Origin of the sequence: Pseudomonas sp. GM49 (assembly GCF_000282355.1) — a bacterium.
Lineage (GTDB): Bacteria > Pseudomonadota > Gammaproteobacteria > Pseudomonadales > Pseudomonadaceae > Aquipseudomonas.
This window is the reverse complement of the sequence record NZ_AKJL01000204.1, coordinates 1-22,546: the sequence shown is the minus strand read 5'-3', so window position 1 is coordinate 22,546 and position 22,546 is coordinate 1. Positions and strand designations below refer to the sequence as shown.

The following is a 22,546-nucleotide window of genomic DNA, read 5'->3' as shown; positions in this document are numbered from 1 at the left end:
CTGTGGGAGCGGCGGTGCGGCGATCCGACTTGCCCGCGAAGGGGCCGGCCCTGCTGGCCGAGTACTTCAAACCAGATACTTTTTAAACCACCCCAACGTCCGCTCCCACGCCAGTTTGGCTGCCGCCTCGTCGTAGCGCGGCGTGGAGTCGTTGTGGAAACCATGGTTGCAGCCCGGATAAATGTAGGCCTCATAGATCTTGCCCCCGGCCTTCAACGCTTTCTCATAGGCGGGCCAGCCTTCGTTGATCCGCGTATCCAGTTCGCCGTAGTGCAGCATCACCGGGGCCTTGATCCGGGGCACTTCCTCGGCCGTTGGCTGGCGGCCATAAAACGACACGGCGGCGCCCAGTTCCGGATACGCCACGGCGGCTGCGTTGGTCACGCCACCGCCGTAACAGAACCCGGTGATGCCGACTTTTCCACTGGCGGCAGGGTGTTTCATCATCCACTCGACGGCGGCGAAAAAGTCGTTCATGAGCTTTTCCGGGTCGACCGTGGCCTGAAGCTCGCGGCCCTTGTCATCATTGCCGGGATAACCGCCGACCGAACTCAGGCCATCCGGGGCCAGAGCGATGAAACCGGCCTTGGCCAAACGCCGGGCCACATCTTCGATGTACGGGTTGAGCCCGCGGTTCTCGTGCACGACCACCACCGCCGGCACCTTGCCGGTGGCCTTGGCCGGGCGCACCAGATAACCGCGAACCTGGCCATGGCCCTTGGGCGACGGGTAGGTGATGTATTCGGGAACAATATCCGGATCGGTGAACTCGACCTGCTCGGCCAGCGCGTAGTTGGGGCTTAGCGCCGCGAGCAGGGCACCGGCGGTCAAACCTGCGAAGGTAAATAACGCCGCACGATCGAGAAACTCCCGGCGATCGATCTTGCCGTGGGCGTAGTAGTCGTACAGTTCCAGCAGTTGCGGGGAAAAGTCTTTGGCAGTTAGACGGGTCATTGGTGCAACTCCTCTCTGCTGGTCTAACACGGACCCTGTGGGAGCGAGCTTGCTCGCGATAGCGGCAGAACAGTCGACATCTATGTTGAATGACACTCCGCCATCGCGAGCAAGCTCGCTCCCACAGGGATAGATGGTGATGCCAAAAGCTCATTTCACGCACTGCGCCCCGGCCTTCGCCACTTGCGCATCCTGCTCGGCCTTGACGCCCGACACGCCGACTGCACCAATCACCTGGCCATCGAAAACAATCGGCACGCCACCCTCCAGCGAGGTCAGCAACGGTGCTGACAGGAAAGCGTAGCGCCCGGCGTTTACCATGTCCTCATAACTTTTCGATTCGCGCCGCCCGAGGGCCGAGGTGCGCGCCTTTTCGGTGGCGATGTAGGCACTGGCGGGCGCGCAGCCGTCGAGGCGTTCGAGGGCCAGCGGGTGGCCGCCGTCATCGACCACCACTATGGTCACGGCCCATTGATTGGCCTGTGCTTCGGTGCGCGCGGCTTTGATGATCTGCTGGACTTCGGTCTGGCTCAGGACGGCTTTGCGGTTCATGGGCAGCTCCAGTATTCGGTTAAGGCAGGGCAGCTTCGACCAGTTCGATCCAGTGCCGCACCGGGGTTCGGCCCGCGCCGTCGAGGTGCGACTGGCAGCCGATGTTGGCCGTGACAATGACTTCGGGATGGCCGCTTTCCAGGGCGTTGAGTTTGTTGTCGCGCAGTTGTCGCGACAGTTCGGGCTGGGTCAGCGAATAGGTGCCCGCCGAACCGCAGCACAGGTGCCCGTCGGGGACGGACGTCAGGTTGAAACCGAACCTGGTCAGCAGTGCTTCCACGGCACCGCCGAGTTTCTGTCCGTGCTGCAAGGTGCAGGGGCAATGGAAGGCCAGGCGTTGCGAGGCGTGGATGCCGAGCTTTTCCAGTGGTTCGTCGCGCAACACTTCCACCAGGTCCCGGGCCAGCGCACTGACCCTCTTGGCCTTGTCGGCATAGGCCGGGTCGCTGGCGAGCAGATGGCCGTAATCCTTGATGAAGGCGCCACAACCGCTGGCAGTCTGCACAATCGCTTCGGCGCCTTTTTCGATGCCCGGCCACCACGCGTCGATGTTGCGTCGGGCGCGATCGAGGCCGGCGGCCTGGGCGTCCAGGTGGTAGTCCACGGCGCCGCAGCAACCGGCTTCGCGGGTCGCGATGACACTGATCCCCAATCGGTCCAGCACCCGCGCCGCCGCGGCATTGGTGTTGGGTGACAGGCTTGGCTGCACGCAACCTTCGAGCATCAGCACCTGACGCTCGCGCAGGGTCGTGGGCCGCGGCTTGGCCGGGTAGATACTGCGCGGCAACTTGCTTTGCAGGGTGCCGGGCAGCAGCGCGCGGAACACCTGACCGCTATTGATCAAGCCCTTGAACACATCGGGATGCGGCACGGTCTGACGCAACCCCTCGCGCAACAGGCGCTGACCGAGCGGGCGCGGCACCGCCGCATCGACCACCGCCCGCCCGATGTCCAGCAGGTTGTGGTAATCGACGCCCGACGGGCAGGTGGTTTCGCAGTTGCGACACGACAGGCAGCGGTCCAGGTGCTGTTGGGTCTTTTGCGTGACTTCGTTGCCTTCCAGCACTTGCTTGATCAGGTAGATGCGGCCCCGTGGCCCGTCCAGTTCATCGCCGAGCAATTGATAGGTCGGGCATGTGGCATTGCAGAACCCGCAGTGCACGCAGGTGCGCAGGATGCTTTCGGCTTCTGCGGCACGGGGCAAATGGCTGGCGCTTTCGCTCAAGGTCGTCTGCATGGTTCAAAGCTCCGCGTACAACCTTCCGGGGTTGAAGATGCCCCGTGGATCGAGTTGTTGTTTCAGGTTGCGGTGATAACGCAGCAGTGCCGGGGGCAGCGGATGGAACGGGGTGTCGGTCAGGCCGTGGTTGAAGCAGGTGGCATGGCCGCCGACCTCGTCGACGACCTTGCGGATGAACGCCGCTTCGGCATCGGATTTCAGCCAGCGCTGGGCGCCCCCCCAGTCGACCAACTGGCGACCCGGCAGCGCCAGGCTTGGTGTGTTGTGCGGCAGGGACAGGCGCCAAAGCGGCTGGTCTTCATCGAAGAAACTCAAGCGCTGTTCGTTGAGATCGTCCCACCAGCAAGCCTCCAGCCGTTCGCCACCGAGGCGCTCATGGGCCGCCGCCACCGAGCCTTCACCGCCTTCAAGCCGCAGGTGCAGGCGTTCGCCGTCATGGCAGGCGGCGCTGATCGGCAGCGGCTGCTGGCCCCATTCCGCCAGGCGCAGCAATGCCCGTTCAGTGTCCATTTCCAGGCTGATACTCAAGGATTGCCGGGGTTTTGGCAGCACTTTAAGGGAGACTTCGGTGATCAACCCGAGGCATCCGTAACTGCCGGCCATCAGGCGCGACAGGTCGTAGCCGGCGACGTTTTTCATCACCTCGCCACCGAAGCGCAGCAGCGTGCCTTGCCCTGTGATGACTCGCGTGCCGAGTACGAAATCGCGTACCGAACCGGACCACGGGCGCCGAGGCCCGGACAGTCCGCAGGCGATCATGCCGCCGACGGTAGCGCCGTCGCCAAAGGACGGAGGCTCGCAGGGCAGCATCTGTTGCGCGGCGTCCAGCACCTGCGCCAGCTGCGACAACAACGTGCCGCAACGGGCGGTGACCACCAGTTCGGTCGGGTCGTAACTGACGATGCCCCGGTGCGAGCGGGTATCGAGAATTTCCCCGGCCGTGGTGCGGCCGAGAAAGGCTTTGCTGTTGGAACCCTGGATGCGCAACGGCGTGGCGTTTTCCAGCGCCTGATTGACCTGCTCCAGGAGCAACTGGCTGTCATCGACATCTTCAGGGCCGCGCATCAGAAACGCTCCAGCTCAGGGAAGGGCAATTGACCGCCATGTATGTGCATGGCACCGAATTCGGCGCAACGGTGCAGGGTCGGAATGTTCTTGCCGGGGTTGAGCAGGCCGCTCGGGTCGAAGGCGGCTTTGATGGCATGGAACAGGGTCAGCTCATCGCTGTTGAACTGCGCGCACATCTGGTTGATCTTCTCGCGACCCACGCCGTGTTCACCGGTGATGCTGCCGCCGACTTTCACGCACAACTCCAGAATCTTGCCACCCAGGGCTTCGGCGCGGTCCAGCTCACCGGGTTGATTGGCATCGAACAGAATCAACGGATGCATGTTGCCGTCGCCGGCATGGAACACGTTGGCCACCCGCAGGCCGTATTCGTTCGAAAGCTCGGCGATGGCATGCAGCACGCCGGGCAACTCGCGACGGGGGATGGTGCCGTCCATGCAGTAGTAGTCCGGCGAGAGGCGGCCCACGGCCGGGAAGGCATTCTTGCGCCCGGCCCAGAAACGCACGCGCTCGGCTTCGTCCTTCGCCTGGCGCAGCTCGATTGCGCCGGCCTGTTGCAGCACCTGGCGCACCCGGTCGCAGTCATCGGAGACGTCGGCCTCAACGCCATCGAGTTCGCACAACAGAATGGCCTGGGCGTCCACCGGATAACCGGCGTGGATGAAGTCCTCGGCGGCGCGGATGGCCAGGTTGTCCATCATTTCCAGGCCACCGGGGATGATGCCGGCGGCGATGATGTCGCCAACGGCGCGCCCGGCTTTCTCCACGGAGTCGAACGCCGCCAACAACACTTTGGCGGTCTGGGGTTTGGGCAGCAGTTTGACCGTGACTTCGGTAATCACCCCGAGCAGGCCTTCGGAGCCGGTGAACAGCGCCAACAGATCGAAGCCGGGGGCGTCGAGGGCGTTGGAGCCCAGGCTCAAATGCTCGCCATCGACGGTGAGGATGTCGACCTTGAGCACGTTGTGCACGGTCAGGCCGTACTTCAGGCAGTGCACACCACCGGCATTTTCCGCCACGTTGCCACCGATGGAACAGGCGATTTGCGAGGATGGATCCGGCGCGTAATACAGGCCGAACGGAGCTGCCGCCTGGGAAATCGCCAGATTGCGCACGCCGGGCTGAACCCGTGCAATACGCGCGGCTGGATCGATGTGCAAGATGTTGTTGAAGCGCGCCATCACCAGCAACACGCCTTTCTCCAGGGGGAGCGCACCACCGGACAAACCGGTGCCCGCGCCCCGGGCCACCACGGGGACCTGCCGTTCATGGCAGACCCGCAGCACCCCTTGGACTTCGTCAATGTGCCGGGGCAGCACCACCAGCATCGGGGTGGTGCGATAGGCTGACAGCCCGTCGCATTCGTAGGGCTTGAGTTCCTCCTGCCGATGCAGGATTTCCAGATTCGGCAACCGGGTTTGCAGGGCGTGCAACAGCGCCTGTTTGTCGACGTCGGGCAAGGCGCCGTCAACGCGTTCATCGTAGAGAATGTTCATGGGATCACGATTCTCGCTGGAGGCCACTGACATTCATCATTAGCCCGTCAGGCTCAGCTGTCCATGGGATCGTTGTCTGCTCGCTCCCACAGTTCGATTTAATGCCCACCCACCACCATATGGCTGAACGGCGCGACATAGGCCTGCAACGTCACCAGGCCACCGACCAGAATCGCCAGCACAATCGAGTGGAAAAACACGTAGCGCAGGATTTCCCCTTCGTGGCCGTACCAGCGGGTGGCGGTGGAGGCGACCACGATCGACTGGGCGTCGACCATCTTGCCCATGACCCCACCGGAACTGTTGGCGGCGGCCATCAACACCGGGCTGATGCCCAGTTGTTCGGACGTCACCCGTTGCAGGCCACCGAACAGCACGTTGGACGCCGTGTCCGAACCGGTCAACGCCACGCCGAGCCAACCGAGCAGGGTGCCGAACATCGGGTAGAAAATGCCCGTCGCGGCGAAGGCCAGGCCCATGGTCGCATCCAGGCCCGAGTAGCGCGTGAGGAAGCCCAGCGCGAGCATCGCCGCAATAGTGATCAGCGAGTAACGCACCACCCACAGGGTGCGCAGGTACTGGTGAATCAGTTGCGGGATCGAGTAACCCATCAGCAAGCCGCCGATGATCGCCGAAAGCAGAATGCCGCTGCCGGTGGCGGTGAACCAGGTGAACTTGTACACCGCCTCTTCGGTTTTCGGCGCGGGCACCACGGGCGGGACTTTCTCGACCTGCAAGTGCAGGGTGGTGAAGGTCACGACCGGCGCGAACAGCGGGTTCGCCTCGCGCATTGGTTTACCCTGGGGATCGAGCTTGGCGGCGCTGGTTTGCGGGTCGATGGCAGGGCGGGTGTCGAAAGTGTTTTTGAAGCCCTGGGTGCCCCAGATGAACACGAAGACCGTGAGGATGATCCACGGCATCCACGCCCGCATCACTGCCGGTTTTGCCTCATTGGCAAAGGTTGCAGTGGGTACAGGCTTTTCGTCGTGCTCGGCGTCGATCTTCGAGTTGTCGACCCGGCCGGTCAGGGCGGCGGAAGTGTGCACGGTGGCCGGTTTCCACACCCTGAGGAAACCGGTCAGGCAGGCCATGGAAATCAGCGCGGCGATCACGTCCACCAGCATCGGCCCGTGATAGTTGGACACCAGGAACTGCGGCACGGCAAAACTGACCCCGGCCACCAGGATCGCCGGCCAGATTTCCAGCATCTTGCGCCAGCCGGCAAAAGCCCAGATCAGCCAGAACGGCACCAGCACCGAGAAAAAAGGCAACTGCCGGCCGACCATCATCGACAGCTCCATTTCATCCAGCCCGGTGACCTTGGCCAGGGTGATGATCGGCGTGCCGAGGGCGCCGAACGCCACGGGGGCGGTGTTGGCGATCAGCGCCAGCCCTGAAGCGGCGAGCGGCGAAAACCCCAGCCCGATCAGAATCGCCCCGGTCACCGCCACCGGCGTACCGAAACCGGCCGCGCCTTCGAAAAACGCACCGAAGCAGAAGGCGATCAAGAGCAATTGCAGGCGCCGGTCATCGGTGATGCGCGCCAGGGAATCCTGCAACACCTTGAACGAGCCGTTCTCGGTGGTCAGTCGGTGCAGGAAGATGATGTTCAACACAATCCAGCCAATCGGCAGCAGGCCGTTGGCCGCACCGAACAGCGCCGCGGAACCGGCCATGTTCGCCGGCATGCCGAAGGCGAAGATCGCGATCAGCAAGGCCGAGGCCAGGGCGAGCAACGCCGCCAGGTGCGCCTTGACATGAAAAAACGCGAGGGACGCCAGCATCACCACCACCGGTACGGCGGCCATGAACGTTGAAAGCACCGGATTACCGAACGGATCGTAGACTTGCTGCCAGACCATGTTCCACCTCTGCATTTTATTGTTGGACGTGCAGATCCCCTGAGGGGAGGTGGTCTTGAGTATAGGTGGCATTGCGCCTCTGTCAGGGCAGGCCTCCGGTCCAGCGGGTCGGCGCAGTTCCGGGGGCTGAGCTAGCATGGCGGGTAGGGTTTGAATTCAGCGACGGGAGGAGCGCAGCCATGACCGAGCGCCATCTGCTTCACACGGAAACGTTATCGAACGGATGCAGCATCAAGGTCAGGGCCGAGATATTGCGGGACGGTTCGTTGGGCATGTTCATCGGTGTCTATTGGCCGGACGGCACAGCCATCGATGAAAACCACGACCCACGGCCGCACATGCTGGACATGGAAGCGGCGATGGATTGGGGGATTGATATTGCCAAGGGGATTGGCAATAGCCAGCGAACGTTGTGAGCGGTTCCCGTCCGTGCCCGGGCGATCGGTGGTCGCTGTCAGAATCCGAACGAACGGGCCGAGGCTTTTGCCAGTTCGACATCCAGCAGATGCTCGACCAGCACGTCATTCAAAAAACGGAACTGATCATTGAGCCCGACCACTTCGTTGCTGAAGTGATGATCGGCTGCCGGGATCAGCAACGCCTCGAACTTCTCGTCGAACAGCAGAGTCAACTCTTTACGTGACTCGAATTTCTGCGCGTAGAAATTATTGCCGAACACCGGAAAACGCACGGCGAGGGTGACAGTGTGAATCATGATGTTTGCTCCTCGCTCATGATGTACCAGGCAAACACGCCCAATGTGAACGCCGTCAGGGCCAGGCAGGTCAGCAAATGGATCAGCATGATGTTCCCCTCCGATTCGGGGTTTCGTGTTGGCTTGGGATCGATCCTACGCTGACGGCCAGCAAGCGGAAGGCAATCGCGGCGATGGTGATTATCGATGCGAGTGATGTTTTTTTGCGCTGTTGATGCGGACCCTTTCGCGGGCTCCGGGATACCGCCACCTATACTTAAACCGAAGGTTTCGCGTGTCGGGCATTTCGCCCGGTGCCATCTGCAGGAAGCCGCTATCTTGAACCTGCGTTCGCTGATCATTGCCGTGCTGGTGGTGTTGGCGGGGTGTGCCACGCCTGTGCGCGCGCCGGTGGAAGTGGCACCAGTCATCATTCCTGCCAGCACCTGGCAACAAGTGGACCGGGAGATCGTCACCGCGTCGCAGGCTGCCACCGAGCAGGCCAGAATCTACGCCCGTGGCGCCATGGATTACTGGCGCACACGGGTCTATGAATTGACCGAACAGAATTTCATTCCGTGGTTCAGCAGTTACTGGACCCAGGAATGGCTGTCGATGAAGGTCAGCTGGTACACCATCAGCGCCAAGGGTGAGCAGGACGCCGTGGAAAAACGCCTGGCGGCGTACCTGCTCGAAGCCTATCAGGAGAAGGTCCTGGCCCCGGCGGCCGTGGAAGTCGATCCCGATGCGATTCTCAGCCTGGCAGCGGCGTTCTATGTCGACATCCTCAAGGAAGAGCTGCAGAAAATCTCCAACCGCCACGGCGTGCCGATGGCCCAACTCAACGGGCGCATCCAGAAAGTCCCGGCCATCGCCCTCGGGCCTCCGCCGACGAGGGACGCCTCGTTGTACCAGGTCGTGCGCACCGAACCGCTGAACTCCTTGCCGGCCTTCGCCGCGCTGATCGACAAAGTCCATAAGGCCGGTGGCGACAAGGGGGTGGGCTCGACCGACACCGCGATGGCGCCGGTGGCCAGGCGCGCCAGCCGGCGGATGGAAGCCGAGATGGCCCCGCGCGGGGCCGCCAGCGCCGTGGCCGCAGCGACCGGGAAACTGGCCGGTGGCTTGATCACGCTAGGGGTGGCTGGCGTTCGCGCATTCATCCAGGCCTTTGACCGGCCCGATAGCGAGGCGCTGATTCGCCGTAGCCTGGGCAATACCTTCGACAAGGCCTGGACCAAGCTGGTGCAGAGCCCGACCAGCGGCGTCATGGCCTGCACGCTTTACATGGCGGCGCAGATCGAAGGCAGCCTGGGCGGCAGCGCACAACCGCCGGTCGGTTTGAGCGCCGGCACTGTCGATCGGACGCCAGCGCAATCGACTATCCAGCAGAGGACCCCATGACCCCAGGAGAAAAACGCATGTCTTACGTCGATGGATTCATCGCTGCCGTACCCACCGCCAACCGTGAGCAATACATCAGGCACGCCAAAGTCGCTGCCTTGGTCTTCAAGGAAAACGGTGCCTTGAGCGTGGTCGAATGCTGGGGCGAGGATGTCCCGGAAGGCAAGGTCACCTCGTTTCCAATGTCGGTGAAGCTCAAGGAGGGCGAAACCGTTGCCTTTGGCTGGATCGTCTGGCCGGACAAGGCCACCCGCAATGCCGGAATGGAAAAGATGATGCAGGACCCGCGCATGAAGCCGGACGTCAATCCGATGCCCTTCGACGGCCAGCGCATGGTCTACGGCGGGTTCGAAATACTCCTCCAGGCCTGACGCCGGACGCGGGATCACTCCGGCGTCGGGGTGATCCTGCAACTCTTGCGCTGGCGGATCTCGTCGTCCGTCGGCCGCTCGCGGATGAACTCGAAGCGCGGCTCACCTTCGCTGTAATGCACCAGCCAGCCCCATTCCAGCTTGAGTTCATCCTGGCCTGGCTCGGGCGGTGTGGCCCACCATGGCTCTTTGCTGATGATCTGTCGCATGGCCCCCTCCGGTGTTTCGGGATGCTAGAACTATAACGCGCCTGCCCCACGGCGCCAGAAATGCGCTGGCCGGTACGCGAGGGTTGAGTACACTCAGGCAGTCTTCCCAAGAGGTGTCCGGCATGAACGACGAAACCCGCGAGCCGTTCAAGCGTCTGTTCTTTGCGCTGAACTGCACCCCGGCCCAGCGTCGGGACATCGCCCAGTGGCGCAGCGCGCTGCAACTGCGCAACGGACGGCCGGTGCCGGCGGAAAACTTTCACCTGACGCTGAAGTTTTTGGGGGCGGTGGGTGTGGCGCAGATCGCCGAGATCTGTACCGCTGCGGCGTCCATCCGTACCCCGGGCGAGCGCTTGACGGTGGTGCTGGATCGGCTGGACGTGTGGCGCAGGGCAGGGGCATTGGTGCTGGCACCGGAGCAGGCGCCCCCGGCATTGCTGCGATTGGTGTATGCCCTGGAACAGGCGATGTTGCCGTTCGGCCTGGAGCAAGCACCGCGAGAATACCGCCCGCACCTGACCCTGGCACGGGACTATCGGGCGCCGGTGCCGGAGTCCGCGACACCGCCCGGGTTCCTCCTGCGGGCCGATCGATTCACCCTGTTCGAATCCCACAAGGGCCGCTATCGGGCGCTGGCCGAATGGCCTTTGATTGATCCCCAATAAAAAAGGCGCCCGAGGGCGCCAAACTTCACCTGAGCCGAGGGAGCCAGGTGAGGCCGTTCTACTGCAGGAGAGGCAGCGGTGGTAAGGCGCTGCATGAACGGAAAACGAGAATAGGGTTATGGCCTTGAATCAACGGTGCCTTACAGGCCGCCATCGCGAGCAAGCTCGCTCCCACAATTATCTGCGGTGGAACGCAAGCCTATGAACAACGCTGCACCCTGTGGGAGCGAGCTTGCTCCGGGCGGCGTTCCGACGATATCGATGTCAGATTCAGCCGATTTTTTGAGTGAATTACTGACCCAACTTCACCTTGGTCCAGCCACGGGTCATGATCCGCTGAACGGCAATCGGCTGGTCCGGTACGGCATACAACGTCGCCATCACCGCTTCCGACGGGTAGGAACCCGGATCGTTGCGGATCGCTTCATCCACCAGCGGCGTGGCCGCCGCGTTGGCGTTGCTGTAGCCGATGTTGTTGGTGATGTCGGCAATCACGTCCGGACGCATCAGGAAGTTCATGAACAGGTAGGCGTTCTCGACATTGGCGGCATCGCGCGGGATGGCGAGCATGTCGTAGAAACTGGCGGCGCCTTCTTTCGGGATGCTGTAGTCGATCTTCACCTTGTCCCCGGCTTCCTGGGCGCGAGCCTTGGCCTGCAGCACGTCGCCGGAATAACCGACGGCCACGCAGATGTTGCCGTTGGCCAGGTCCGAGATGTATTTCGACGAATGGAAGTACGCCACGTTCGGGCGGATCTTCATGAACAGCGCCTCGGCTTCGGCGATGTGCTGTTTGTCCTGATCGTTCACCGGATAGCCCAGGTAGTGCAGGGCGGTCGGCAGCATTTCTGTGGGCGAATCGAGGAAACTGATGCCGCAGGCTTTGAGCTTCTCGGCGTTTTCCGGTTTGAACAGCAGGTCCCAGGAGTTGGTCGGGGCGTTGGCGCCGAGCACTTCCCTGACTTTTTGCGGGTTGAACCCGATGCCGATCGAGCCCCACATGTACGGGATGGCGTGGGCGTTATCGGGGTCGCTCGCAGAGGCGTTTTTCAGCAGCACCGGGTTGAGGTTTTTCCAGTTCGTCAGCTTCGATTTGTCCAGCGTCTGGTAGACACCGGCCTTGATCTGCTTGGCCAGGAAGCTGTTGGACGGCACGACGATGTCGTAGCCGGATTTGCCCGCCAGCAGGCGCGCCTCGAGGGTTTCGTTGCTGTCGAACACATCGTAGGTCACCTGGATGCCGGTCTCGTCTTCGAACTTCTTGACGGTGTCCGGGGCAATGTAGTCCGACCAGTTGTAGACGCGCAGAACCTTGTCATTGGCCTGGGCGCCAGTGGTGATCGCGCCCAATAAGGACAGTGTCAGCAGAGTCCTGCCAAACATTTTCATCGGTACAACTCCATTTCTTTTTTATTCAAGATCACACGGCAAACATTTGTGGCTAGAACGCTTGCACGCTCTTTTGTAGGAGCGAGCTTGCTCGCGAGAAACTCAAGGACGCCGCGTTAATTCAGGTAGCCCGCGTCATCGTTAACGTCCTTCGCGAGCAAGCTCGCTCCTACAGGGGGCGGCCTTTAGGCCGTCGCTCCCGCCATTTGCTTTTTCGGTTGCTGCCAGGATTCGCTGGCGGTCTGGTCCATGGCTTCCTGGATCGCGCGTTTACGGGTGGCTTCGGCACGGCGGCTGAAGTACCAGACCATGAAGGTCACGATCGACACCGCCAACAGAATCAGGCTGGCCACGGCGTTGATCTCGGGCTTCACGCCCAGACGTACCGCCGAGAACACTTCCATCGGCAGGGTCGTGGACCCCGGACCGGACACGAAGCTCGCCAGCACCAGGTCATCCAGCGACAGGGCGAACGACATCATGCCGCCGGCCGCCAGTGATGGCGCGATCATCGGAATGGTGATCAGGAAAAACACCTTGAATGGCTTCGCACCCAGGTCCATGGCCGCTTCTTCGATGGACAGGTCCAGCTCGCGAAGGCGGGCGGAGACTACCACCGCCACGTAAGCGGCACAAAACGTGGTGTGAGCGATCCAGATAGTGACGATGCCACGTTCCTGCGGCCAGCCGATCAACTGCGCCATGGCCACGAACAGCAGCAACAGCGACAGACCGGTGATCACTTCAGGCATGACCAGCGGCGCGGTGACCAGGCCACCGAACAGGGTGCGGCCCTTGAAGCGCGTAACGCGAGTCAGCACGAACGCGGCTAACGTCCCCAGTGCGACTGCTGCGATGGCGGTGTAGCAGGCGATCTCCAGCGAGCGCACCACCGAGCCCATCAGTTGCGAGTTGTCGAGCAGGCCGGCGTACCACTTGAACGACCAGCCACCCCACACCGTCACCAGCTTCGAGGCGTTGAACGAGTAAATCACCAGAATCAGCATCGGCAGGTAGATAAACGACAGGCCGAAAATCAGCATGAACTTTGAAAATCCGAAGCGTTTCATCCCCGTGCCTCCATCTCTTTGGCCTGGCTGCGGTTGAACAGCAGAATCGGCACAATCAGGATCAACAGCATCACCACCGCCAGGGCAGACGCCACCGGCCAGTCGCGGTTGTTGAAGAACTCTTGCCACAACACACGGCCGATCATCAGGGTTTCCGGGCCGCCCAGCAGTTCCGGAATCACGAACTCACCCACCACCGGAATGAACACCAGCATGCAGCCGGCGATGATGCCGTTCTTGGCCAAAGGCACGGTGATTTTCCAGAAGCTGTTGAAGGTGCTTGAACCGAGGTCCGACGCGGCTTCCAGCAGGCTCTGGTCATGCTTGACCAGATTGGCGTACAGCGGCAGCACCATGAACGGCAGATACGCATACACCACGCCGATATAAACAGCGGTGTTGGTGTTGAGGATCTCGATCGGTGCCGACGTCAGCCCGGTCCACATCAGGAACGCGTTGAGCAGGCCGTTGTTGCTGAGGATGCCCATCCACGCATACACGCGGATCAGGATTGCAGTCCAGGTCGGCATCATGATCAGCAGCATCAGCACGTTCTGCGCTTCCTTGCTCGCCTTGGTAATGGCGTAGGCCATCGGAAAACCGATCACCAGGCACATCAGGGTGCTGAACAGCGCGACCTTCAACGAACCCAGATAAGCCGAGAGGTACAACTCGTCCTGGCCCAGCAAGGTGTAGTTGCCGATGTTCAGCAACAGTTGGAATTTCTGCTCGGCGTAGGTGTAGATCTCCGAGTAGGGCGGAATGGCCAGGGCTGCTTCCGAGAAGCTGATCTTCATCACCAGGAAGAACGGCAACATGAAGAACAGGAACAGCCAGATGAAGGGAATCCCGATGACGAACTTGCGCCCGCTGGGGACCAGTCTCAGAAATTGCTGATTGAAGGTTTTCATGCGCGCAGTACCACGCCGCTGTCGTCTTCCCACCACACGTAGACCTGGTCGTCCCAGGTCGGACGCGCACCACGGCGTTCGGCGTTGGCCATGAACGACTGGACGATCTTGCCGCCAGGCAGCTCGACGTAGAACACCGAGTGGCCGCCGAGGTAGGCGATGTCATGCACCTTGCCGCTGGACCAGTTGTAGCGGTTGTCCGGCTTGACGGTGCTGACCAGCAGTTTTTCCGGGCGGATCGCGTAGGTGATCGACTTGTCCTGCACCGAGGTGCTGACGCCGTGACCGACGTAGATCTTCTGCTCCAGGTCCGGGCTGTGGATGATCGCGTGACCCTCCAGGTCTTCCACCACGGTGCCGTCGAAGGCGTTCACGTTGCCGATGAATTCGCAGACCATGCGGCTGACCGGTGCTTCATAGATGTCCACCGGGCTGCCGATCTGGGCGATCCAGCCCAGGTGCATGATCGCGATGCGCTCGGCCATGGTCATGGCCTCTTCCTGGTCGTGGGTCACCATCACGCAGGTCACGCCAACGCGCTCGATGATTTCCACCAGCTCCAGTTGCATTTGCGAGCGCAGCTTTTTATCCAGTGCGCCCATCGGTTCATCGAGCAGCAGCAGCTTCGGACGCTTGGCCAGGGAGCGGGCCAGGGCCACACGCTGGCGCTGGCCGCCGGACAGTTGGTGCGGCTTGCGCTTGGCGTACTGGGTCATGTGCACCAGGCGCAGCATTTCCTGCACCCGGGCTTCGATTTCGGCGGCTGGCAAACGGTCCTGCTTGAGGCCGAAGGCGATGTTCTGTGCCACGGTCATGTGCGGGAACAGCGCGTAGGACTGGAACATCATGTTGATCGGTCGTTCGTACGGCGGCATGTCGGTGATGTCGACACCGTCGAGCAGAATCCGGCCTTCGGTCGGGCGCTCGAAACCGGCGAGCATGCGCAGCAGGGTCGATTTGCCGGAACCGGAACCCCCGAGCAGGGCGAAGATTTCACCCTGGTGGATTTCCAGGGACACATCGTCCACGGCGGTGGTTTCGTCGAACTTCTTGGTGACGCGATCGACTTTCACCAACACCTTTTTCGGTGCCTGGTGACCTTCAAGAGCCTTCCTGTAAATGCTGGAGGCGTTTGCCATGTGAAACTCCCAACAGGTTTCAGTCGCCCGGCCAACACGGCCCGGCTTAATAGTGGATTGCAAACCCGTACCGGGGACTTCGGTCAGAACGCAGACCCTGTGGGAGCGAGCTTGCTCGCGATGAGGCAGCCACATTCAACATTGATGGTGACTGTTCTACCGCTATCGCGAGCAAGCTCGCTCCCACAGGGATTTGCGTTTGCTGATCGAACTCACCCATACCGTTCGGGTTTATTCGGCGCCGCCATCCTGGCTGCCTGGTCGTACTTGTTGTTATTGCAGTGTGTTGTTTTCGCGAGCGGGGCACGCAAAAGCACCTGCCCGCTCGCGGTGGGCAGTTAATCGTTGAATGTGGGTATCAGGTCGTCAGCTCGAGTGACGCAGCGCCGCCCGTTGTCGGCAGGCATCGCCGAACGCCTGGAAAATACTCAAATAAGGAGGGTTGTTCAGGACCTGCCATTCCGGGTGCCATTGCACGCCGAGGGCGAAGGCTTTGCTGTGCTCGACCGAGATCGCCTCGATCAGGCCATCGGGCGCGACGGCTTCGGCGCGCAGGCCGGGCGCGAGGCGGTCGATGCCCTGGCTATGAATCGAATTGACCTGGAACACCGCAGGCAGGTCCAGCGCTTCGAACACACCGCCAGGCTGCATGTTCACCGCATGGGCCGGCGCGTATTGCACGGCCAGGTCCGGATGGTTGGCCTCACGATGATCGAGCAAACCAGGCAGTTCATGGACTTTCTGATGCAGGCTGCCACCGAACGCCACGTTCATTTCCTGGAAACCGCGGCAGATGCCGAGGACCGGAACGCCGGCAGCGATAGCCGCGCGGATCAGCGGCAGGGTGGTGCGGTCCCGTTGCGGATCGTGCTCCGTACCGGGGGCACTGTCGGGGCCTTGATAGTGGAAGGGTTCCACGTTCGAAGGCGAGCCGGTCAGCAACAGACCGTCGAGCTGCGGCAGCAGGTCATCGATTTCGGTCAGGTCGCCTAAGGAAGGAATAACGACAGGCAGCCCCAGCGCCGCAACGCTGACAGCACGCAAGTACTTGTCGCCGCTGATGTGGTAGGGGTGCAGGCCAATCTGTTTGACGCACGCAGTAACGCCGATCAATGGCTTGAGTGCCATTTTTATCACCTCGAAGTTTCACACTTGAACGAGCTTTTCCGGAGCTTAGCCTTGTTGATTTTAATTAACAACTCTCATGTAAAAAATTCTAAACGCCGCACGTCCGATCTTCAGGGTTTACGCGTGTTTGAGGGCGTATCTGGCACTCTCGTCCTTCTGAGAGGCCCGAAAATAAACGCTGAAAGGCCAGGTGTTCGCTATTGACTTCACTTTGCCTTTCGGATTGACTGGGCTCGTGAAAGGGCGGTGAACATAATAATTAACAGTAAAAAATAGGTGCATCATGTCGGTCCCTCTGCGTGCCGTTCAACTCAACGAAGCAAACGCATTCCTTAAGAAACATCCTGAGGTTTTGTACGTCGACCTTCTGATTGCGGATATGAACGGTGTGGTGCGCGGCAAGCGCATCGAGCGCACCAGTCTTCATAAGGTTTACGAGAAAGGCATCAACCTGCCGGCGTCTCTGTTCGCTCTGGACATCAATGGTTCTACGGTGGAAAGCACCGGCCTGGGTCTGGACATCGGCGACTCCGACCGGATCTGCTACCCAATCCCGGGCACCCTGAGCATCGAACCCTGGCAGAAGCGCCCGACCGCGCAACTGCTGATGACCATGCACGAACTGGAAGGCGAGCCATTCTTCGCCGACCCGCGTGAAGTGCTGGCTAATATTGTGCGCAAGTTCGACGACATGGGCCTGACCATCTGCGCCGCGTTCGAACTGGAGTTCTACCTGATCGACCAGGACAACGTGAACGGTCGTCCGCAATCGCCACGTTCGCCGGTATCCGGCAAGCGTCCGATGTCGACCCAGGTGTACCTGATCGACGACCTCGACGAATACGTCGACTGCCTGCAAGACATCCTCGAAGGCGCTAAAGAGCAGGGCATCCCCGCTGACGCCATCGTCAAGGAAAGTGCCCCGGCGCAATTCGAAGTCAACCTGCATCACGTGGCTGACCCGATCAAGGCCTGCGACTACGCCGTTCTGCTCAAGCGTCTGGTGAAGAACATCGCCTACGACCACGAGATGGACACCACCTTCATGGCCAAGCCGTATCCTGGCCAGGCGGGTAACGGTCTGCACGTGCACATTTCGATTCTCGACAAAGAAGGCAACAACATCTTTGCCAGCGAGGATCCCGAGCAGAACGCCGCGCTGCGACACGCGATCGGCGGTGTGCTCGAGACCCTGCCGGCGCAGATGGCGTTCCTCTGCCCGAACGTCAACTCGTACCGTCGTTTCGGCGCACAGTTCTACGTGCCGAACTCGCCGAGCTGGGGCATCGACAATCGTACCGTAGCGGTACGTGTGCCGACCGGTTCGCCAGACTCGGTGCGCATCGAACACCGCGTGGCCGGTGCCGACGCCAACCCGTACCTGTTGATGGCTTCGGTCCTGGCAGGCGTGCACCACGGCCTGACCAACCAGATCGAGCCGGGCGCCCCGGTGGAAGGCAACAGCTACGAGCAGAACGAGCAGAGCCTGCCGAACAACCTGCGTGATGCCCTGCGCGAGCTGGACGACAGCGAAGTCATGGCCAGATACATCGACCCGCTGTACATCGACGTGTTCGTGGCGTGCAAGGAAAGCGAGCTGGCCGAGTTCGAGAACTCCATCTCCGACCTTGAGTACAACTGGTACCTGCACACCGTTTGATGGCGTTGGAGGTGCACACACATCCTGTGTGCGCCGCCAACCCCTGTGGGAGTGAGCTTGCTCGCGATAGCGGTCTGGCATTCAACATAGATGTCGACTGAATCACCGCTATCGCGAGCAAGCTCGCTCCCACAGGGATTGCGGTTTTTTCAGATATTTTTGATCACTGGCATTCGGCCAGGCTGATCACCTATTCCCCTGCGTCGAGTCACAACCATGACAAACACTCGCAGCGACTGGGAGCAACGCTTCCAGTCCCTAACAATCGAAGGTCGCGCATTCATTGACGGCCAATACTGCGCGGCCGCCAGTGGCGCCACGTTCGAATGCTTAAGCCCCGTGGACGGTCGTTTCCTGGCGAACGTCGCCAGCACCGACGAAGCCGACGCCAATGCGGCGGTTGCAGTAGCGCGCCGCACGTTCGAATCCGGCGTCTGGGCCAACCTGGCCCCGGCCGAGCGCAAGCGCATCCTGATCCGTTTCGCCGACCTGATCCTGGCGAACAAGGAAGAGCTGGCCCTGCTCGAAACCCTCGACATGGGCAAGCCGATCAGCGACTCCATGAGCATCGACATTCCAGCGACCGCCAATGCGATCCGCTGGACCGCCGAAGCCATCGACAAGATCTACGACGAAGTCGCCGCCACGCCCCACGATCAGCTTGGTCTGGTAACGCGCGAAGCGGTCGGCGTGGTCGCGGCCATCGTGCCGTGGAACTTCCCGCTGATCATGGCCAGCTGGAAATTCGCCCCGGCCCTGGCGATGGGCAACTCGTTCATCCTCAAGCCTTCGGAAAAATCCCCGCTGACCGCGATCCGCATCGCGCAGCTGGCACTCGATGCCGGCATTCCGAAAGGCGTGTTCAACGTCCTGCCGGGCTACGGTCACACCGTCGGCAAGGCGCTGGCGTTGCACATGGACGTCGACGTGCTGGCCTTCACCGGCTCCACGGTGATTGCCAAGCAGCTGATGATCTACGCCGGGCAAAGCAACATGAAACGCGTCTGGGCTGAAGCGGGGGGCAAGAGCCCGAACGTGGTGTTCGCCGACGCGCCGGATTTGCGCGCGGCAGCACAGGCAGCGGCCAGTGGCATTGCCTTCAACCAGGGCGAAGTCTGCACCGCCGGTTCGCGTCTGCTGGTGGAGCGTTCGATCCGCGAGCAGTTCATTCCATTGTTGGTGGAAGCCCTGCAAGCCTGGAAGCCAGGTCATGCGCTCGATCCTGCGACCACCGTCGGCGCGGTTGTCGACCAGCGTCAGCTGGACAACGTATTGCGCTACATCGAAGTCGGCAAACAGCAGGGCGGTCAACTGATCGCCGGCGGCAGCCGCACCCTCGAAGACACCGGTGGCCTGTACCTGGAACCGGCGATTTTCGACGGCGTGACCAATGCCATGACTATCGCCCAGGAAGAAATCTTCGGCCCGGTGCTGTCGGTCATCACCTTCGACACTGCTGAAGAAGCCTTGGCGATTGCCAACGACAGCATCTTCGGTCTGGCCGCAGGCGTGTGGACCAGCAACCTGAGCAAAGCCCACACCTTCGCCCGTGGCCTGCGCGCCGGCAGCGTCTGGGTCAACCAGTACGACGGCGGCGACATGACCGCGCCGTTCGGCGGGTTCAAGCAGTCGGGTAATGGTCGGGACAAATCGCTGCACGCGTTCGACAAGTACACCGAACTCAAAGCGACCTGGATCAAGCTCTAACACCTTTTAAGCGGCGGTCGCCGGCACGTTGCCGGCGGCCATCGGAGAAACCTATGAAACACAGCTCTTCTAATCAACAGCATGTAAACAGCTACTACGCCGCCACCCGCAACTTCACCGGCGACTTTCCGGTGCTGGAAGGCGCGGTGGACTGTGACGTCTGCGTGATCGGCGCCGGTTACACCGGCCTGTCCTCGGCGCTGTTCCTCGCCGAAGCGGGCTACAGCGTGACCGTACTGGAAGCGGCCAAAGTCGGCTTCGGCGCCAGCGGTCGCAACGGCGGCCAACTGGTCAACTCCTACAGCCGCGACGTCGATGTCATCGAAGAGCGCTACGGCGACAAGACCGCCGAAGTGCTCGGCAGCATGATTTTCGAAGGCGCCGACATCATTCGTCAGCGCATACAGCACTACGACATCCAGTGCGATTACCGTCCCGGCGGCATCTTCGCGGCGATGAACAAGAAGCAACTCAAGGGCCTGGCCGAGCAGAAGAAGAGCTGGGAACGCTACGGCAACAAGAACCTGAAGATGCTCGACGCGGCCGATATCAAGCGCGAAGTCGGTTCCGACGCCTACGTCGGCGGCCTGCTGGACATGCAGGGCGGTCACATTCACCCGCTGAACCTGGCACTCGGTGAGGCATCGGCGATCATCGGCCTGGGCGGCAAGATCTACGAGCAATCGGCGGCAGTGGAAATCAGCTACGGCGAGCCGATCACCGTGCGCACTGCAAAAGGCGTGGTGAAGGCCAAGTACCTGCTGATCGCCGGCAACGCTTACCTGCCGCAGGGCCTGGACAACCGCGTGACCAGCAAGAGCATGCCGTGCGGCTCGCAGATCGTCGTCACCGAGCCGTTGTCGGAAAAGCAGGCCCGCAGCCTGATCAAGAACAACTACTGCGTCGAAGACTGCAACTACCTGCTCGACTACTACCGCCTCACCGCCGACAACCGCCTGCTGTACGGCGGTGGCGTGGTCTACGGTGCGCGCGAACCGGACGACATCGAACAACTGATCCGCCCGAAAATCCTCAAGACCTTCCCGCAATTGAAGGACGTGAAGATCGACTACCGCTGGACCGGCAACTTCCTGCTGACCATGTCGCGCATGCCGCAATTCGGCCGTATCGAGAAAAACGCTTACTACATGCAGGGCTACAGCGGACACGGCGTCACCTGTTCGCACCTGGCCGGCAAACTGATCTCGGAAATGATCCGTGGCGATGCCGAGCGCTTCGACGCGTTTGCCTCCTTGCCGCACATGCCAATGATCGGCGGGCGCACCTTCTCGGCGCCGTTGACCGCCCTCGGCGCCGTGTACTACTCGCTGCGCGACCGTTTCGGCATCTAAGCTTTACCTCGCCGGCGGCCGCCCCAAAAGGGTGCCGCCGGTTTTTTACAACGGCCAAAAAGGTCATGAACACTGCAGTTCCCTGTGGGAGCGGGCTTGCCCGCGATGAGGCCCTGTCAGTCACCTTTTATGTTGCCTGACACACCGCCATCGCGGGCAAGCCCGCTCCCACAGGTTCTTCAGTTGAGTGAAAGTGACAATTCGCAGGTCGTTTTTTCCAGCCGTTTATCGAACCTGCTGAGCATTACCAACAAACGTGATTTAATAGCCGCCTTTCACGTTTCCGGGACCGGAAAACGGCGTGATCCGCGCCTGCACTCCACCCCCATTACCCTTAAGTAGCACGCACATAAGGCTGTCATGGACACGGGCTCACGACTCAAATTAGTACGCGAAAGCTACAAACTGTCCCAGCGCGAGCTGGCCCGGCGTAGCGGCGTCACCAATGCCACCATCTCCCTGATCGAACAGAATCGAGTCAGTCCTTCCGTCAGCTCCCTGAAGAAATTGCTGGAGGGCATCCCCATGTCCCTGGCCGACTTCTTCACCTTCGATCAGCCACCGCGCGAACACCAGTACGTCTTCCGCGCCAGCGAACAGCCCGACCTCGGCCGTCATGGCCTGCGCCTGCTGCTGATCGGCGCGTCCGTGCCGAGCCGGCAGATGCGCTTGCTACGCGAGCAATACGCGCCGGGCGCCAGTTCGGGTGAAGAACCGATCGTGCATTCCGAAGGCGAGGAGTGCGGGTTGGTGACCCGTGGCACGGTTGAGTTGACCGTGGATGGCCAAGTGAGTGTGCTGAACGCCGGGGATGGCTATTACTTCCCGACGACGCTGCCGCACCGGTTTCGCAATATCGGGGCGGATGAGGCGGAGATTATCAGCGCGAACACGCCCGCCAACTTCTGATAAATGGCTGACCCGGTGACGCTTTGTCAGGTCGGGCAATCGGTCCCTCCAGGCTGAAGCCATTTGGATCAGGCAATGAAAACCCGCGTATTAACGCGGGTTTTTTACGACTGGAATTTGCTTATTGCGCCTTGGATGCTTCAAACCCCCGTTGCTCAATCACCCCAAACACATCCCGCACATCCTGCAGCAGAATCCGCGAAATGTTGGTGACGGTGTTGATGTCGTTTTCGGCGTAGTCGGGGAGGCTGGTGCAGGCCATGAGGTTGAGGTATTGCAGGACGGCGTTGAGGCGTTCGGCGGCGCAGTTGTGGAGTTCGCGCAGCGGGGCGTCGCTGTCGATGAGGAGGACGGGGTAGCTGGTGGCGATTTGTTTCATGGGGGTGAAGCGGCGTTGCGGATTGTTAGCAGTCATAAGTAAAACTTCCTCGTATCTGTAAGAAGAGCTACTCCCGGTCGCTGCGAATCGAATGGGGTGGTAGCTATGTGCGGGTTCGCAGACCGAGGATACGAGGAACCCGGCAGATCCGAAGATCTCCCACACACAGCCACCATAAAACGACATACGGGCGCAGATGCGACCGTCAGTGGTTTGGTGGGTTGCAAGGTTACTACACGTATCTACAGGGCTGCGAAACCCTGTCGCCAATTCAAGTCAGCGACGGGCGAACATTAGGCATCGATCTCCAGCGCTGCAACCGGCCTGTAGGACGCCAAATGCCCCTGTGGCGAGGGAGCTTGCTCCCGTTCGGCGGCTCTGCCGCCG

General features: G+C 61.3%; 22 protein-coding genes. 8 read left to right on the top strand and 14 right to left on the bottom strand.

From position 1 onward, the window contains the following. Window positions 1-66 precede the first annotated feature (66 nt). The 6 genes from yghX to PMI29_RS10860 form a co-directional block, all read right to left on the bottom strand. Window positions 67-954, bottom strand: a complete 888-nt coding sequence (gene yghX / locus PMI29_RS10835) for a YghX family hydrolase (RefSeq protein ID WP_008000003.1) — start codon at window positions 952-954, stop codon at window positions 67-69. Window positions 955-1,104: 150 nt separating this feature from the next. Continuing rightward, complete coding sequence (locus PMI29_RS10840) at window positions 1,105-1,506, bottom strand: heme-binding protein (protein WP_008000001.1); 402 nt, start codon at window positions 1,504-1,506, stop codon at window positions 1,105-1,107. Between the two features lie 19 nt (window positions 1,507-1,525). Next, a complete protein-coding gene (glcF, locus tag PMI29_RS10845; RefSeq protein ID WP_007999998.1) occupies window positions 1,526-2,743 on the bottom strand; it encodes a glycolate oxidase subunit GlcF in 1,218 nt (405 codons plus the stop codon). Between the two features lie 3 nt (window positions 2,744-2,746). Beyond that, complete coding sequence (gene glcE / locus PMI29_RS10850; protein WP_007999996.1) at window positions 2,747-3,811, bottom strand: glycolate oxidase subunit GlcE; 1,065 nt, start codon at window positions 3,809-3,811, stop codon at window positions 2,747-2,749. Continuing rightward, window positions 3,811-5,310 (bottom strand): glycolate oxidase subunit GlcD, encoded by a 1,500-nt coding sequence (gene glcD / locus PMI29_RS10855; RefSeq protein WP_007999994.1) that lies wholly within the window; start codon window positions 5,308-5,310, stop codon window positions 3,811-3,813. The genes glcE and glcD overlap by 1 nt, the downstream gene beginning before the upstream one ends. Window positions 5,311-5,408: 98 nt before the next feature. Next, window positions 5,409-7,172: an L-lactate permease gene (locus PMI29_RS10860; protein ID WP_007999992.1), complete on the bottom strand. Its 1,764-nt coding sequence runs from the start codon at window positions 7,170-7,172 to the stop codon at window positions 5,409-5,411. 179 nt (window positions 7,173-7,351) lie between these two features. Between PMI29_RS10860 and PMI29_RS10865 the strand changes: the two genes are divergently transcribed. Further along, a complete protein-coding gene (locus PMI29_RS10865; RefSeq protein ID WP_007999989.1) occupies window positions 7,352-7,588 on the top strand; it encodes a hypothetical protein in 237 nt (78 codons plus the stop codon). Between the two features lie 38 nt (window positions 7,589-7,626). Here PMI29_RS10865 and PMI29_RS10870 read toward each other — a convergent pair whose 3' ends face one another. Continuing rightward, window positions 7,627-7,887, bottom strand: a complete 261-nt coding sequence (locus PMI29_RS10870) for a hypothetical protein (protein WP_007999987.1) — start codon at window positions 7,885-7,887, stop codon at window positions 7,627-7,629. 318 nt (window positions 7,888-8,205) lie between these two features. Between PMI29_RS10870 and PMI29_RS10875 the strand changes: the two genes are divergently transcribed. Together PMI29_RS10875 and PMI29_RS10880 are read left to right on the top strand one after the other, a co-directional pair. Next, a complete protein-coding gene (locus PMI29_RS10875; protein ID WP_007999984.1) occupies window positions 8,206-9,270 on the top strand; it encodes a hypothetical protein in 1,065 nt (354 codons plus the stop codon). Window positions 9,271-9,287: 17 nt separating this feature from the next. Then, window positions 9,288-9,641 carry a DUF1428 domain-containing protein gene (locus PMI29_RS10880; RefSeq protein ID WP_007999982.1) on the top strand — a complete coding sequence of 118 codons (354 nt, stop codon included), beginning with the start codon at window positions 9,288-9,290 and terminating at the stop codon, window positions 9,639-9,641. A 14-nt stretch (window positions 9,642-9,655) separates the two neighbouring features. Here PMI29_RS10880 and PMI29_RS10885 read toward each other — a convergent pair whose 3' ends face one another. Beyond that, entirely contained in the window at window positions 9,656-9,850 is a 195-nt protein-coding gene (locus tag PMI29_RS10885; RefSeq protein WP_007999980.1) for a hypothetical protein, read from the bottom strand. Between the two features lie 122 nt (window positions 9,851-9,972). Between PMI29_RS10885 and thpR the strand changes: the two genes are divergently transcribed. Next, window positions 9,973-10,515: an RNA 2',3'-cyclic phosphodiesterase gene (gene thpR / locus PMI29_RS10890; protein ID WP_007999978.1), complete on the top strand. Its 543-nt coding sequence runs from the start codon at window positions 9,973-9,975 to the stop codon at window positions 10,513-10,515. Between the two features lie 291 nt (window positions 10,516-10,806). Here the strand turns inward: thpR and PMI29_RS10895 are convergent, their stop codons facing one another. The 5 genes from PMI29_RS10895 to PMI29_RS10915 form a co-directional block, all read right to left on the bottom strand. Beyond that, complete coding sequence (locus PMI29_RS10895) at window positions 10,807-11,904, bottom strand: polyamine ABC transporter substrate-binding protein (protein WP_007999977.1); 1,098 nt, start codon at window positions 11,902-11,904, stop codon at window positions 10,807-10,809. 185 nt (window positions 11,905-12,089) lie between these two features. Then, complete coding sequence (locus PMI29_RS10900; RefSeq protein ID WP_007999976.1) at window positions 12,090-12,974, bottom strand: ABC transporter permease subunit; 885 nt, start codon at window positions 12,972-12,974, stop codon at window positions 12,090-12,092. Continuing rightward, complete coding sequence (locus PMI29_RS10905) at window positions 12,971-13,885, bottom strand: ABC transporter permease subunit (protein ID WP_007982156.1); 915 nt, start codon at window positions 13,883-13,885, stop codon at window positions 12,971-12,973. The genes PMI29_RS10900 and PMI29_RS10905 overlap by 4 nt, the downstream gene beginning before the upstream one ends. After that, window positions 13,882-15,024: a polyamine ABC transporter ATP-binding protein gene (potA, locus tag PMI29_RS10910; protein WP_007999974.1), complete on the bottom strand. Its 1,143-nt coding sequence runs from the start codon at window positions 15,022-15,024 to the stop codon at window positions 13,882-13,884. The genes PMI29_RS10905 and potA overlap by 4 nt, the downstream gene beginning before the upstream one ends. Window positions 15,025-15,390: 366 nt before the next feature. After that, window positions 15,391-16,152 (bottom strand): gamma-glutamyl-gamma-aminobutyrate hydrolase family protein, encoded by a 762-nt coding sequence (locus tag PMI29_RS10915; RefSeq protein WP_007999972.1) that lies wholly within the window; start codon window positions 16,150-16,152, stop codon window positions 15,391-15,393. A gap of 283 nt (window positions 16,153-16,435) precedes the next feature. Between PMI29_RS10915 and PMI29_RS10920 the strand changes: the two genes are divergently transcribed. The 4 genes from PMI29_RS10920 (at window position 16,436) to PMI29_RS10935 (ending at window position 21,780) form a co-directional block, all read left to right on the top strand. Then, window positions 16,436-17,812 carry a glutamine synthetase family protein gene (locus PMI29_RS10920; protein WP_007999968.1) on the top strand — a complete coding sequence of 459 codons (1,377 nt, stop codon included), beginning with the start codon at window positions 16,436-16,438 and terminating at the stop codon, window positions 17,810-17,812. A gap of 216 nt (window positions 17,813-18,028) precedes the next feature. After that, window positions 18,029-19,519, top strand: a complete 1,491-nt coding sequence (locus tag PMI29_RS10925; RefSeq protein WP_007999965.1) for an aldehyde dehydrogenase — start codon at window positions 18,029-18,031, stop codon at window positions 19,517-19,519. 53 nt (window positions 19,520-19,572) lie between these two features. Beyond that, a complete protein-coding gene (locus PMI29_RS10930; RefSeq protein WP_007999963.1) occupies window positions 19,573-20,871 on the top strand; it encodes an NAD(P)/FAD-dependent oxidoreductase in 1,299 nt (432 codons plus the stop codon). Window positions 20,872-21,231: 360 nt separating this feature from the next. Continuing rightward, window positions 21,232-21,780, top strand: a complete 549-nt coding sequence (locus PMI29_RS10935; protein WP_007982140.1) for a cupin domain-containing protein — start codon at window positions 21,232-21,234, stop codon at window positions 21,778-21,780. 121 nt (window positions 21,781-21,901) lie between these two features. Here PMI29_RS10935 and PMI29_RS10940 read toward each other — a convergent pair whose 3' ends face one another. Next, the gene (locus PMI29_RS10940) at window positions 21,902-22,195 is read right to left on the bottom strand and encodes a hypothetical protein (RefSeq protein WP_007999961.1); all 294 of its coding nucleotides are present in this window, start codon (window positions 22,193-22,195) and stop codon (window positions 21,902-21,904) included. Window positions 22,196-22,546: the final 351 nt, after the last annotated feature.

Coding starts and splice junctions, on each gene's coding strand:
- yghX (WP_008000003.1), bottom strand. CDS start 954: ATGACCCGTCTAACTGCCAAAGACTTTTCCCCGCAACTGCTGGAACTG.
- PMI29_RS10840 (WP_008000001.1), bottom strand. CDS start 1,506: ATGAACCGCAAAGCCGTCCTGAGCCAGACCGAAGTCCAGCAGATCATC.
- glcF (WP_007999998.1), bottom strand. CDS start 2,743: ATGCAGACGACCTTGAGCGAAAGCGCCAGCCATTTGCCCCGTGCCGCA.
- glcE (WP_007999996.1), bottom strand. CDS start 3,811: ATGCGCGGCCCTGAAGATGTCGATGACAGCCAGTTGCTCCTGGAGCAG.
- glcD (WP_007999994.1), bottom strand. CDS start 5,310: ATGAACATTCTCTACGATGAACGCGTTGACGGCGCCTTGCCCGACGTC.
- PMI29_RS10860 (WP_007999992.1), bottom strand. CDS start 7,172: ATGGTCTGGCAGCAAGTCTACGATCCGTTCGGTAATCCGGTGCTTTCA.
- PMI29_RS10865 (WP_007999989.1), top strand. CDS start 7,352: ATGACCGAGCGCCATCTGCTTCACACGGAAACGTTATCGAACGGATGC.
- PMI29_RS10870 (WP_007999987.1), bottom strand. CDS start 7,887: ATGATTCACACTGTCACCCTCGCCGTGCGTTTTCCGGTGTTCGGCAAT.
- PMI29_RS10880 (WP_007999982.1), top strand. CDS start 9,288: ATGTCTTACGTCGATGGATTCATCGCTGCCGTACCCACCGCCAACCGT.
- PMI29_RS10885 (WP_007999980.1), bottom strand. CDS start 9,850: ATGCGACAGATCATCAGCAAAGAGCCATGGTGGGCCACACCGCCCGAG.
- thpR (WP_007999978.1), top strand. CDS start 9,973: ATGAACGACGAAACCCGCGAGCCGTTCAAGCGTCTGTTCTTTGCGCTG.
- PMI29_RS10895 (WP_007999977.1), bottom strand. CDS start 11,904: ATGAAAATGTTTGGCAGGACTCTGCTGACACTGTCCTTATTGGGCGCG.
- PMI29_RS10900 (WP_007999976.1), bottom strand. CDS start 12,974: ATGAAACGCTTCGGATTTTCAAAGTTCATGCTGATTTTCGGCCTGTCG.
- PMI29_RS10905 (WP_007982156.1), bottom strand. CDS start 13,885: ATGAAAACCTTCAATCAGCAATTTCTGAGACTGGTCCCCAGCGGGCGC.
- potA (WP_007999974.1), bottom strand. CDS start 15,024: ATGGCAAACGCCTCCAGCATTTACAGGAAGGCTCTTGAAGGTCACCAG.
- PMI29_RS10915 (WP_007999972.1), bottom strand. CDS start 16,152: ATGGCACTCAAGCCATTGATCGGCGTTACTGCGTGCGTCAAACAGATT.
- PMI29_RS10920 (WP_007999968.1), top strand. CDS start 16,436: ATGTCGGTCCCTCTGCGTGCCGTTCAACTCAACGAAGCAAACGCATTC.
- PMI29_RS10925 (WP_007999965.1), top strand. CDS start 18,029: ATGACAAACACTCGCAGCGACTGGGAGCAACGCTTCCAGTCCCTAACA.
- PMI29_RS10930 (WP_007999963.1), top strand. CDS start 19,573: ATGAAACACAGCTCTTCTAATCAACAGCATGTAAACAGCTACTACGCC.
- PMI29_RS10935 (WP_007982140.1), top strand. CDS start 21,232: ATGGACACGGGCTCACGACTCAAATTAGTACGCGAAAGCTACAAACTG.
- PMI29_RS10940 (WP_007999961.1), bottom strand. CDS start 22,195: ATGACTGCTAACAATCCGCAACGCCGCTTCACCCCCATGAAACAAATC.